The following is an 11,581-nucleotide window of genomic DNA, read 5'->3' as shown; positions in this document are numbered from 1 at the left end:
GCCATGCGCGCGGCCAGGGCATCGCGGGCAGTGGCCGCCTCCGCCTCGCCATGCGCGGCGGCCAGCGCCAGCCACACATAGGCCTTGGTGAAATCGACATTCACCCCTTCGCCATTCTGGTAGAGCAGCCCCAGGCTCAACTGCGCCTCGGCCGCGCCCTGGCGGGCCGCCTTGGCGAACCAGCTGGCGGCCTGCCCGGCATCCCGGGGGACGCCACGGCCGTAATAATACAGGATGGCGAGATTGGTCTGCGCCACCGGATCACCCGCCTGCGCCGCCTTCCGCGACCAATAGGCGGCCTTGCCGTAATCCTGCTTCACGCCGCGCCCGGCATCGTACATCACCGCCAGATCGGTCTGCGCCACTTCATCGCCCTGGGCGGCGGCTTTCTCGTACCAATAGGCGGCCTGGGCGGGATCCTGGCTGACGCCCTGGCCGCTGCTATAGAGCCCGCCCAACTGCTTCTCGGCATCCACCTCGCCCTGCGCCGCCGCCTTGGCGAACCAGCTCGCGGCCTCGGCATCATCCTTGGGCACGCCCTCGCCGGTGGCATAGAGCGTGCCCAGCTGGTCCTGGGTATAGGCATCGCCCTGATCAGCGGCCTTGCGGTACCATTGCGCCGCCAGCGCGGCATCGCGCGGCACGCCGTCGCCGGTGCGGTAATGGGTGCCGAGCCGGCTCTGCGCCACCGCATCGCCCTGGGCGGCGGCCTTGGCGTACCATTCCACCGCCTTCGCGGGGTCGCGGCGCACCCCCACCCCGGTATCATAGAGCTGCGCCAGATTGGTCTGCCCGGCCTGGTCGCCCAGGGCGGCGGCTTTCTCGAACCAGCGCGCGGCGCGGGCCGGGTCGCGCTTCACGCCGCGCCCGTCCTTGTAGTGAAACCCCAGATTATTCTGCGCCGGGGCGAAATTCTGCGCCGCGGCCTTTTCGTACCAGGAGACGGCTTCGCGCGGGTCGGTCTTCACGCCCTGGCCGCGATCATAGGCCAGGCCGAGATAATATTGCGCCTGCTTGTTGTTCTGGCGGGCGGCGCGGCGCAGCCAGAGCAGCCCCTGGGCCTCGTTTTTCGGCATGTCCTGGCCGGTCAGCTCATCCAGCCCGAGCAGGGTTTGCGCCACCGTGTTGCCGCGTTCGGCAAGCAAGCGGAGATCCTGCGGCGCATCGGCCCAGGCGGGCTGCGCGAGGGTCATCCCCATCAAGGCGATCGCCAAACACCGTCCGCGGCCCTTCATCTTTCCTCCCACACCCCGTCTGCGCCCCGGCCCAGCCGCCCCAAGCTAGGCCGGAAAGAGCGCCTTGTTCAATAGCTTGGCGCGGCGGCGCGGTGCGTGCTTGATGGCACCTGCCCCGGCGCGTAGCCTCACGCCAAGCCGCGCGGTCGTTACACGTTAAGCACGAGTTCGGGAAGGATCATCAGTGAGCGCATCCATGCAGGGCCTGCTGCCCGAGGGGCTGAGCAAATGCCTGCGCCAGCCTGGGACAGCGCGCCCGACGCGGATTGAAAGTTTTCGATGCGCGCAACGGGTTTTCGATATCAGCCTGCAACCGGGCCTGACCCTGGCCGAGGCTGTCGGCGCGCAGGCGGCGCGCCATGGCATCACCGCCGGTGCGGTCACGCTGCAGGGCGCGGTGCTGGAGCCGATGCGCTTTGTGCTGCCGGCCTATGCCGAGACTGACCGGCACGTCGCCTATTACAGCGCCACGCACGCTCCTGAAGGCCCAGTGCGGCTGGAGGCGGCGACGGCGAGTTTCGGCTGCAAGGATGGCGCGGCCTTTCTGCATTGCCACGCGCTCTGGCGCGATGCGGCGGGGCGGGAGATGGCCGGGCATATTCTGCCAAACGAGGCCCGCCTGGCCGCACCGCTGCAGGCCCGCCTTACCGGCACCGACGAGGTGAGCCTGCAGGCGCGCTTCGACCCTGAGACCAATTTCACCTTGTTCCGGCCGGAAGCGGCGCCAGGCCATGGCGCGGCGGGCGGGCTGATCGTCGCGCAAATCGGCCCGAATGAGGATTTCATCAGCGCCATCGAGACGATCTGCCAGCGCCACGGGCTCCGGCAGGGGCGGATTTTGAGCGGGATTGGCAGCCTGATCGGGGTTAAGTTCGCGGATGGCCGGGAGATCCCCGCGCAGCCGACCGAGCTTTTGGTGCTGGAAGGCGAGATCCGTCCGGGGCCGGAGGGGGCGGGTGTCGCGGAGATCGAGATCGTGCTGGTCGATGTGGCGGGGCGGCTGCACCGGGGCCGGCCGGCGAAGGGGCTGAATCCGGTGCTGATCTGCGCCGAGCTGTTCATCGCGGATCACGCCGGCGACCCGCCGGCGGAAATGGCGCGAAGCCTCACCCCACCGCGCTGAGAATGGCGGCGGTGATCGCATCGGTCTTATCCTGCCCCGGCCGGGTGCCGATGCCGCGCGCCGTCACCGCCTCCACCGCCCGCATCACCCGCTTCGCCGCCGCCGGCTCGCCCAGATGCTCCAACATCATCGCCCCGGACCAGATCGAGGCGATCGGGTTGGCGATGCCCAGTGCCGCGATATCCGGCGCCGAGCCGTGGACCGGCTCGAACATCGAGGGCGAGGTGCGCGTCGGGTCGATATTGGCGGAGGCGGCGAAGCCCAGCCCGCCCTGAATCGCCGCCCCCAGATCGGTGAGGATATCGCCGAACAGGTTGGAGGCGACGACCACATCCAGGCTCTCCGGCGCCATCACCATCCGCGCCGCCATCGCGTCGATATGATAACGCGTCACCTCGACATCCGGATAGTCCGCCGCCAGCAGATCGGTGATCTCGTCCCAGAACACCATGCTGTATTTCTGCGCGTTGGATTTGGTGACAGAGGCGAGCTTGCCGCGCCGGGCGCGCGCCTGCTCGAAGCCGAAGCGCAGGATGCGTTCCACCCCGGCGCGGGTGAAGATCGAGGTTTCCACCGCCACCTCATTGGCGCTGCCCTGATGCACCCGCCCGCCGGCGCCGGCATATTCACCCTCGGTGTTCTCACGGATGCAGAGGATGTCAAACCCCTCGGCGCGCAGCGGCCCTTGCACCCCCGGCAGCAGCCTATGCGGGCGGATATTGGCATATTGCACGAAGGCCTTGCGGATCGGCAGCAGCAGCCCGTGCAGGGAGACCGAATCCGGCACGGTTTGCGGCCAGCCAACGGCGCCCAGCAGGATCGCATCGAAGCCGCGCAGACTCTCGATTCCATCTTCCGGCATCATCCGGCCGGTTTCAAGATAATAGGCGCAGGACCAGGGGAAGCTCTCCGCCGCCAGGGTGAAGCCCTCCGCCTTCGCCGCCGCCTGCAGCACCGCCCAGGCCGCCGCGATCACCGGGCCGCCAATCCCGTCTCCAGGGATCAATGCGATACGATAGGATGCCATCTCTTTGTCTCCTCACCTTCCGGGCGCGAGCTTAGAGCCGGATGATGTGGTTGACCAAATGCCAGCAGCTTGCGCGCCCCCGGCATTTGGCAGCCGAAACGCTATGCAGACAAAAACCAGCCTGATCTCGAATTAGGCAAATGATGTGGGTTTTCGACCATACCCGCCCACAGGGGCGGCAGCCCTGAAACAGCGCGCCGGCAAAGCGCTTGAAATGACTGATTTGCCCGGTTTGTGGATTCTTTGGCATTGGCTTTGCAACAGCTCTCCCATCAGGCGGGTCGGGCATTCCGGCTCATGCGGATCAAGGAGAGCCTTTCATGAAGACGAAGACCGTTAGCCGACGCAATGCCTTGAAGCTGGGGGCCGGCGCCGCCGGCGTGCTGGCGATGCCGTTCTATGCCCGCAACGCGCTGGCGGAAACGCCGATCAAGCTCGGCAGCCTGCTGGATTCCACCGGCACCATCGGCCTCGAAGGCAGCCGCATGACGCAGACCACGCAATATGCCGTGGATGTGCTGAACAAGGCCGGCGGCCTGCTGGGCCGGCCGATCCAGCTGATCAGCTACGATACCCAATCCTCCATGCAGCTCTACTCGCAATATGCCCAGCAGCTGGTGCTGCAGGACAAGGTGGACGTGGTGCAGGGCGGCATCACCTCCGCCTCGCGCGAGGCCATCCGCCCGACGCTCGACCGTTTCAAGACGCTGTATTTCTACAACACCCAGTATGAAGGCGGCGTCTGCGACCATAATGTCTTCTGCACCGGCACCACCCCCTCGCAGACGGTGAGCCATGTGGTGGATTACGCCCTGAAGAACTGGGGCAAGAAATGCTACATCATCGCCGCCGATTATAATTACGGCCACATCACCGCGCAGTGGGTGCAGAAATATCTGAAGGATGGCGGCGCCAGCGCCGTCGCCACCGATTTCTTCCCGCTCGATGTCACCAATTTCGCCTCCGCGATCAGCCGTATCGAGCAGGCAAACCCGGATTTCGTCTTCTCCGCCTTGGTCGGCGCCAACCATTCCGGCTTCTACCGGCAGTGGGATGCCGCCGGGATGAAGAGCAAGATCCCGCTCGGCTCCTCGGTGTTTGGCCTCGGCGACGAGCTGGTGAGCATGGATACCTCCACCACCAACGGCATCGTCACCAGCTTTGGCTATTACAACGATCTCGACAACCCGCAGAACGCCGCCTTCCTGAAGGGGATGGACGCGAAATTCCCCGGCAGCAGCAAGGATCTCTCCGAGCTGGACAGTGCGACCTATGACGGCATCATGCTCTGGGCGGAAGGGGTGAAGAAGGCCGGCTCGGTGGACCACGCCAAGGTCATCAAGGCGCTGGAAAGCGGCATCTCGATCGACAGCCCGGCCGGGCATGTGACGCTGGACCCGCAGCTGCACGCCACCATCCGCACCGCCTACCTGGCCAAGCCGGTCGACCGCAAATGGGACATCATGGCGACCTTCCCGAACCAGACGCCGACCGATACCGGGACCCAATGCGATCTGATCAAGAACCCGCGCATGGCCAAGCAGTTCACGCCGAGCCTGTAAGCGCGACACTCACAGCCTACCCCGGGACCGCGCGGTCCCGGGTGCAACGCAAGCGAAGGAGGGCGGGCGATGGACCTGACCGGGCTTCTGGCCTTTAACGTTCTGAGCGGCATCGCGACATTCGTGCTGATCACGCTGGGGCTTGGCGTGATCTACGGGATGATGCGGATCATCAATCTCGCCCATGGCGAATTCATGATGCTCGGCGCCTATACCACGGTGAGCGCGGTGGGGGCCGGGGTGAATATCTGGATCGCCATGCTGGTGCTGCCGCCGATCGTGGTGGGGCTGGTCGGGCTGGTGCTGGAACGCGCCCTCATCCGCTTTCTCTATGGCCGCATGATGGACATGATGCTCGCCACCTGGGGCGTCAGCCTCGGGCTGATCGGCATCAGCTCGACCATCTATGGCAATGTGGTGCGTGGCGTCACCGCGCCGCTGGGCGGGTTCAATATCGGCCGCTACGGCGCCAGCCTCTACAGCTTTGTCATCATCCTGGTCGCCATCGCCTGCCTGGTCGGGCTGTATGCGCTGCTGCGGCTGACCAAATTCGGGCTGATCCTGCGTGCCGCGATGCAGAATCCGCGCATGGCGGCGGCCCTCGGCATCAGCCCCTCCATCGTCTACATGGCCACCTTCACGCTGGGCGCCGCACTGGCGGGGCTGGCCGGCGGCGTGCTGGCGCCGATCTCGGGGATTTCCCCGAACATGGGCGCGGCCTACATCGCCAACGCCTTCATCACCGTGCTGGGCGGCGGCCCGGCGATCATCGCCGGCACCGGCATCGCCTCGGTGATTTTCGGCGCGATCAACCAGATCGTCTCCTTCGTCGCCAACCCCGTCCTGGGCACGGTCTCCCTGCTGGTCTTCGCGGTGATCATGATCCGCATCCTGCCGCAGGGCATCACCGGCCGCTTCTTCCGGAACAGCCTATGAAATTCAATTCAGCCTGGGCGGGCTTCATCGCCGTTCTCATCGCCGGTCTCGTCGTGCTGTTCGCGGTGCCGCAGATCGTGAGCCTGTTCGGCATCGTGCAGATGACCGTGTTCGTCGCCATGGCGATGTATGCGCTGAGCCAGGGCTTTCTCTGGGGCTTTGGCGGCATCATGTGCTTTGGCCAGGCCAGCTTTCTGGGGCTGGGCGCCTATGCCTACGCGATCACCGCGATCAATCTCGGCGACACCAGCTGGGGGATGCTGGCGGGGGTCGCGGTGCCGGCAATCTTCGCGCTGCTGCTTGGCTATTTCATGTTCTACGGGCGGATTTCGGATGCCTATATCGGCGTCATCACCCTCACCGTCAGCGTGATCCTGTTCCAGCTGATCAACTCCACCTCCGGCGCGCAATATCATATCGGCCAGGCGGAGCTGGGCGGGTTCAACGGCATCCCCTCGGTGCCGACGCTGAACATGCCGGGCGATGTCTCCAACGTGCTGAGCCCGACCGGCATCTGGTATGTCTCGATGGCGCTGCTGATCATCGTCTATGCGCTTTTGCGCCTGGCCCTGGCCAGCCGCTTCGGGCGGGTGGTGATCGCCATTCGCGAAAACGAAACCCGCGCGATGCTGCTGGGCTATGATGCGCGGCTCTACAAGCTGCTGAGCTTCACCATCTCCGCCGCGATCGCCGGGCTGGCGGGCTGCATCTATGATAATTGGGGCGGCTTCATCAGCCCGACCATCTTCGGGCTGGCGATGTCGGCGGAGGTGATCATCTTCGTGCTGGTCGGCGGGCTGGGCACGCTGATCGGGCCGATCCTGGGCGGGGTCGGGCTGCAATATGTGATGAACCTGGCCGGCACGCAGCATAAGGTCGATCCCAATCTCGGGCTGGGCGTCGTCCTCGTCGCCTTCGTGCTGCTGGTGCCGCAAGGGGTGGTGCCGGTGATCCGCGACAAGGCCATGCAGCTTTTCATCCGGCGCGGCGCCAAGGCGGCGCGGATCCAGGAGACCAGCCCATGAGCGAGATCGTGCCGCTGCTCGAGGCCCGCAACGTGACGATGCGCTTTGGCGGCGTCACCGCCGTCGATGATGTCAGCCTGGTGCTAGGCGAGGTCGAGCTGCGCTGCCTGATCGGCCCGAACGGTGCCGGCAAGAGCACCTTTTTCAAAACCCTCACCGGCCAGCTGAACCCGACCGAAGGCAGGATCAAGCTGCGCGGCCAGGATGTGACCGGGCTGCTGCCCAACCAGATCGCCCGGCTGGGTGTTGGCATCAAGACGCAGATCCCCAACGTCTTCAACGGCCTCACCGCGTATGAGAATGTCCTTGTCGCGGCCCAGCGCGGGCGCAGTGCCGCAATGGCCAAGGCGATGGTGGAAAAAACCCTCGCCCGGTTGCGGCTGGAGCCTGTCGCCCGCCGCCAGGTCGGGCAGCTCGCCCATGGCCAGCGGCAATGGGTCGAAATCGCCACCGTGCTGGCGCAGGAGCCGGACCTGATCCTGCTCGACGAGCCGGCGGCGGGGATGACGCATGAGGAGGTCGAGCGCACCGCCGAGCTGATCAAGGAGATCAACCGCACCCAGGCGCTGGTGGTAGTCGAGCACGACATGCAGTTCATCCGCATGATCGCGCAGACGGTGACCGTGTTCAATCAGGGCAAGGTGCTGATGGAGGATCATGTCGACGCGGTGCTGGCGGACCAGCGTGTGCGCGATGTCTATATCGGAAAGGCGGCGGCATGAGCGCGGTTCTTGAGGTTTCGGGTCTGCGCGCCGGCTATGGCCGGGTGCCGATCCTGGGCGGCATCGGGCTGGCGGTGGAGGAGAACAGCTTCGTCGGCATTCTCGGCCATAACGGCATGGGCAAATCCACGCTGCTGCGCAGCTTGATGGGTTATCTGCCCGCCACCGGCGGCAAGGTGAGCTTTCAGGGCAAGGACATCACCAACCTCTCCACCACCGCGCGCGCCAAGGCCGGGCTCGGCTATGTGCCGCAGGGGCGCGAGATTTTCCCGGCCCTCTCGGTGATGGATAATCTGCGCATGGGCTGCCTTCTCGCCAAGGGCGAGGAGGCGCGGGTGATCGAGGAGATCCTTGAGGATTTCCCGCGGCTGCGCCGCTTGCTGGACCGCCCGGGTGGCGCGCTCTCCGGCGGCGAGCAGCAATTGCTGGCGCTGGCCCGCTGCCTGTGCGCCAGCCCAAGCCTGATCCTGCTGGATGAGCCGACGGAAGGCATCCAGCCCTCGATCATCGAGGAAATGGCGGAGACTTTGCATACGCTGCGCCGGCGCCGCCCCTTCGCGATGCTGCTGGTCGAGCAGAAGCTGAGCTTCATCCAGGCCTGCGCGGAGCGCATCCTGATTTTGCAGAAGGGCATGATCACCGGCGAAATTCCCCCGGAATCCATCGGCGATGCCAATGTCATCGCCGAATTCTCCGGCATGGCCTGAAAAAAACAGAAAGGAACAGAGGCATGTCAGCCACCATGGACACGACCCTCAGCGACGAGACGCTGATCGAGATGACGCTGGAAGACGCCGCCGCCGCCTTTGCGCGCGGCGTCACCGCCGAAGCGCTGACCCATGCGTTTCTGCGGCGCATCGAAGCCTATAATCCGCGCTATAACGCCATCATCACCATGAACCCCGAGGCGCTGGAGGAGGCCCGCGCGATCGACCGGCGGCGCGCCGCCGGCGAGGCGCTGGGCCCGCTGGCCGGGGTGCCGGTGGTGGTGAAGGATACGATGGATATGCAGGGCCTGCCGACCACGGCGGGCTGGCATTTCCTCTCCGCCCGGGCGGGCGGGGTGGATCTGATCCCGGAGACCGATTCACCGGTGGTGGCGCGGATGAAGGAAGCCGGCTGCGTCATTCTCGGCAAGACCAACGTGCCCATCCTCTCCGCCACCGGCACCCATGCCAGCAATAGCTGGGCCGGGCCGACGCTGAATGCCGCGGCACCCGACTACATGCCCGGCGGCAGCACCGCCGGCACCGCGACGGCGGTAGCCGCCAGCCTGGCCGTGCTCGGCCTGGCCGAGGAAACCGGCGGCTCGATCCAGAACCCCGCCTCGGCGCAGGGGCTGGTCGGCATCAAGCCAACCTTCGCGCTGGTGCCCAATAGCGGCGTGGTGCCGCTGGCCGGCTCCACCCGCGATGTCGTCGGCCCGATCGGCCGCACGGTGCGCGACGCGGCGCTGACGCTGGATGTCATTGCTGGCTATTGCTCTGAAGATCCGAAAACCGTCGCCGCCATCGGCAAGCTGCCGAAGGGCGGCTATGCCGCGAAGCTGAGCGAGACCGCGCTGCGGGGCAAGCGGATCGGGCTGTATGGCCCGGGCTGGCGCGCCAGCCCGCTTTCGCCGGAATGCACCAGCCTTTACGCCCGCGCCCAGCAGGAGCTGGCGGCGCGCGGCGCGGAGCTGCTGGACGACCCGTTCGCCGGCACCGGCTTCGCCGCGATCAGCAAGCCGATTTCCGAGACATACCAGTTCGATGCGCGCGGCATGGAATGCTGCCCGTATGACATGGAGCTGTATCTGCGCCGGCTCGGCCCCAGCGCCGCGATCCGGGATTACAACAGCCTGGCGGCGCTGACCAAGGCGGAAGACCCGTATGCCGAAGGCGGGGTGATGGCCTATATGAGCTATCTCGCGGAGACCGCCTTCTCGCTGGAAAACCCGACCCTGCCGCCGCCGCTGCATGATTTCCTCAGCGCCAAGGAGGCCTATCTCGAAGTCGTCGCCGAGGTGTTCGCGCGGCATAAGCTGGACGCGCTGGTCTTCCCGCAGATGCGTGACGAGCTGCCGAAGCTGCACAGCGACGGGGTGATCAACGAGACCACCGTGTGCGAGATCAACATTGCCGGGATGCCGGTGGTGACCCTCCCCGCCGGCTATTACGCCTCCGGGGCGCCGTTCAATCTGGTGTTTGTCGGCCAGCCCTGGAGCGAGGCCGAGCTGCTGGCCCTGGCGCATGATTACGAGCAGGCGACGAAACATCGCCGCGCGCCGGTGCTTTCCGTGTAAAGCCAGCCCAGAACGCCGGTACAAAGGCGAAACGGGAGGACCAGGATGCTGACCCATCATCGCCACCAGGAAATCATGGCCGCGCTGCATCAGGCGGGGCGGGTGGAGGTTGCCGGCATCGCCACGGTGCTGAGCGTGTCCGAGGAGACCATCCGGCGGGACATGAAGCTGCTGGAGGAGCAGGGGCTGCTGCGGCGCATCTATGGCGGCGCGGTCCTGCCCCGGCTGGACCAGGACCGGCCGCTGCTGGAACGCGGCAAGCTCAACGCCCGGGAAAAGGCCCGGGTGGGGCATCTGGCGCAGAAGCTGGTGCGCGATGGCATGTCGATCTTCATCGATAGCGGCACCAGCACCTTGGCCCTGGCGCGGGTGCTGGCCGGGCGCAGCATCAATGTCACCACCAACTCGATCAATGTGGCGCTGCTGCTGGGCGACGGGCCGGGGCGGGTCAATCTCACCCCCGGCACCTTGCGGCCCAAGGACAATGCGCTGGTCGGGTACGAGACCGTGGATTACGCCAGACGGTTTTATTTCGACATCGCCTTCATGGGGATCAGCACCGTCGACATCAACCATGGCTGGATGGATTACGAGGAGCATGAATCCGTGCTGCGCCGGGCACTGAAAAGCCAGGCGCGGCGCGGCGTGATCCTGGTCGATTCCAGCAAATTCGGCCGCCAGGCCAATCTTCACACATTCGGGCTGCACGAGGCGCTGACCATCGTCACCGACCGGCCGCCGCCGCCCGCTTTCATGGAAGTTTTCAAACAGCATGACATCGAGCTCATCGCCACCCCCTGACGCCTCGGCCCTGCTGGCGCTGCTGGACCGGTTTGCGGCCATCGGCGCGACCGCGGCGGGCGGGGTGACGCGGCTTTGCGGCTCAGCCGAGGATGGCCAGGCGCGCGCGCTGTTCCGCAGCGTCGCGCAGGCGGCGGGGGCGCGGGTGACGATTGATGAGGTCGGCAACCAGTTCGCGCTGTTCCCCCTGGCGCAGGGCGCGGCACCGGCGGTGATGATGGGCTCGCATCTGGACACCCAGATGCGCGCCGGCCGGTTCGATGGCACGCTGGGCGTCGCCACCGCCTTGTGCGTCGGCGAGGCGCTGCTGCAGGCGCGCCGGCAAGGGGCGGGCTTCAACGCCGATTTCATCGCGGTGAACTGGACCAATGAGGAAGGCGCGCGGTTCCGGCCGAGCCTGCTGGGCAGCGGCACCTATGCCGGCAGCTTCACTCCGGATTACGCGCTGACGCGCTGCGACGATCAGGGGGTGAGCCTGGGCGCGGCGCTGGACGCGATCGGGTCTCTCGGCACCGACCTGCCGCCCCCTGCCCCGGCCTGCTATCTGGAGCTGCATATCGAGCAGGGCAGCGTGCTGGAGGAGGCGAAGGCGCGCATCGGCATCGTCACCGGCAATTGGAGCGCGCTGAAGCTGGAGGCGCTGTTTCTGGGCGAACAGGCCCATACCGGCCCGACCCCGATGGCCCGGCGGCGCGATGCGCTGCTCGGCGCGGCCTATGCCATCGCCGGCATTCGCGCGGTGGCGGAGCGCTGGCCGGGGGATGTTCACACCGCCGTCGCCCGGCTGCTGGTGGAGCCGAACTCCGCCAATGTGGTGCCGGCACGGGTCAGCCTGGCGGTGGAAGTGCGGGCCCGCAGCAATGAGA

The 11,581-nt window shown here is 66.4% G+C and carries 10 protein-coding genes and 1 pseudogene; 9 read left to right on the top strand and 2 right to left on the bottom strand.

Annotated elements, in window-relative coordinates:
- Nucleotides 1-1,199, bottom strand: a pseudogene (locus MXAZACID_RS15550) (hypothetical protein); the annotation flags it as partial.
- Nucleotides 1,200-1,419: 220 nt separating this feature from the next.
- Between MXAZACID_RS15550 and MXAZACID_RS15545 the strand changes: the two are divergent.
- On the top strand, nt 1,420-2,358 hold the full coding sequence (locus MXAZACID_RS15545) for a PCC domain-containing protein (RefSeq protein WP_144052836.1): 939 nt from the start codon (nt 1,420-1,422) through the stop codon (nt 2,356-2,358).
- Here the strand turns inward: MXAZACID_RS15545 and MXAZACID_RS15540 are convergent.
- On the bottom strand, nt 2,342-3,385 hold the full coding sequence (locus tag MXAZACID_RS15540; RefSeq protein WP_008495449.1) for a tartrate dehydrogenase: 1,044 nt from the start codon (nt 3,383-3,385) through the stop codon (nt 2,342-2,344). The genes MXAZACID_RS15545 and MXAZACID_RS15540 overlap by 17 nt on opposite strands.
- A gap of 320 nt (nt 3,386-3,705) precedes the next feature.
- Here MXAZACID_RS15540 and MXAZACID_RS15535 point away from each other — a divergent pair, with 320 nt between their 5' ends.
- The 8 genes from MXAZACID_RS15535 to MXAZACID_RS15500 all read left to right on the top strand — a co-directional run.
- The gene (locus tag MXAZACID_RS15535) at nt 3,706-4,947 is read left to right on the top strand and encodes an ABC transporter substrate-binding protein (protein ID WP_008495448.1); all 1,242 of its coding nucleotides are present in this window, start codon (nt 3,706-3,708) and stop codon (nt 4,945-4,947) included.
- 69 nt (nt 4,948-5,016) lie between these two features.
- Nucleotides 5,017-5,883 carry a branched-chain amino acid ABC transporter permease gene (locus MXAZACID_RS15530; RefSeq protein WP_008495447.1) on the top strand — a complete coding sequence of 289 codons (867 nt, stop codon included), beginning with the start codon at nt 5,017-5,019 and terminating at the stop codon, nt 5,881-5,883.
- Complete coding sequence (locus MXAZACID_RS15525; RefSeq protein ID WP_008495446.1) at nt 5,880-6,908, top strand: branched-chain amino acid ABC transporter permease; 1,029 nt, start codon at nt 5,880-5,882, stop codon at nt 6,906-6,908. Before MXAZACID_RS15530 ends, MXAZACID_RS15525 begins: the two co-directional genes overlap by 4 nt.
- A complete protein-coding gene (locus tag MXAZACID_RS15520) occupies nt 6,905-7,630 on the top strand; it encodes an ATP-binding cassette domain-containing protein (protein ID WP_008495445.1) in 726 nt (241 codons plus the stop codon). Before MXAZACID_RS15525 ends, MXAZACID_RS15520 begins: the two co-directional genes overlap by 4 nt.
- Nucleotides 7,627-8,337 carry an ABC transporter ATP-binding protein gene (locus MXAZACID_RS15515; protein ID WP_008495444.1) on the top strand — a complete coding sequence of 237 codons (711 nt, stop codon included), beginning with the start codon at nt 7,627-7,629 and terminating at the stop codon, nt 8,335-8,337. Before MXAZACID_RS15520 ends, MXAZACID_RS15515 begins: the two co-directional genes overlap by 4 nt.
- Before the next feature lie 23 nt (nt 8,338-8,360).
- Entirely contained in the window at nt 8,361-9,914 is a 1,554-nt protein-coding gene (locus MXAZACID_RS15510; RefSeq protein ID WP_008495443.1) for an amidase, read from the top strand.
- A 45-nt stretch (nt 9,915-9,959) separates the two neighbouring features.
- Nucleotides 9,960-10,715 (top strand): DeoR/GlpR family DNA-binding transcription regulator, encoded by a 756-nt coding sequence (locus tag MXAZACID_RS15505; RefSeq protein ID WP_008495442.1) that lies wholly within the window; start codon nt 9,960-9,962, stop codon nt 10,713-10,715.
- A partial coding sequence (locus MXAZACID_RS15500) for a hydantoinase/carbamoylase family amidase (protein ID WP_008495441.1) occupies nt 10,687-11,581 on the top strand: 895 nt, incomplete at its 3' end. The genes MXAZACID_RS15505 and MXAZACID_RS15500, both read left to right, overlap by 29 nt.

The organism is Acidocella sp. MX-AZ02, from assembly GCF_000306035.1.
In the GTDB taxonomy this organism is placed as follows: domain Bacteria; phylum Pseudomonadota; class Alphaproteobacteria; order Acetobacterales; family Acetobacteraceae; genus Acidocella; species Acidocella facilis.
This window is presented reverse-complemented; position numbering and strand designations above follow the sequence as displayed.

What these genes read in the sequence shown, in the direction of transcription:
- MXAZACID_RS15510 (WP_008495443.1), top strand. Translation starts at nt 8,361, where the DNA reads ATGTCAGCCACCATGGACACGACCCTCAGCGACGAGACGCTGATCGAG.
- MXAZACID_RS15525 (WP_008495446.1), top strand. Translation starts at nt 5,880, where the DNA reads ATGAAATTCAATTCAGCCTGGGCGGGCTTCATCGCCGTTCTCATCGCC.
- MXAZACID_RS15540 (WP_008495449.1), bottom strand. Translation starts at nt 3,385, where the DNA reads ATGGCATCCTATCGTATCGCATTGATCCCTGGAGACGGGATTGGCGGC.
- MXAZACID_RS15515 (WP_008495444.1), top strand. Translation starts at nt 7,627, where the DNA reads ATGAGCGCGGTTCTTGAGGTTTCGGGTCTGCGCGCCGGCTATGGCCGG.
- MXAZACID_RS15530 (WP_008495447.1), top strand. Translation starts at nt 5,017, where the DNA reads ATGGACCTGACCGGGCTTCTGGCCTTTAACGTTCTGAGCGGCATCGCG.
- MXAZACID_RS15505 (WP_008495442.1), top strand. Translation starts at nt 9,960, where the DNA reads ATGCTGACCCATCATCGCCACCAGGAAATCATGGCCGCGCTGCATCAG.
- MXAZACID_RS15535 (WP_008495448.1), top strand. Translation starts at nt 3,706, where the DNA reads ATGAAGACGAAGACCGTTAGCCGACGCAATGCCTTGAAGCTGGGGGCC.
- MXAZACID_RS15520 (WP_008495445.1), top strand. Translation starts at nt 6,905, where the DNA reads ATGAGCGAGATCGTGCCGCTGCTCGAGGCCCGCAACGTGACGATGCGC.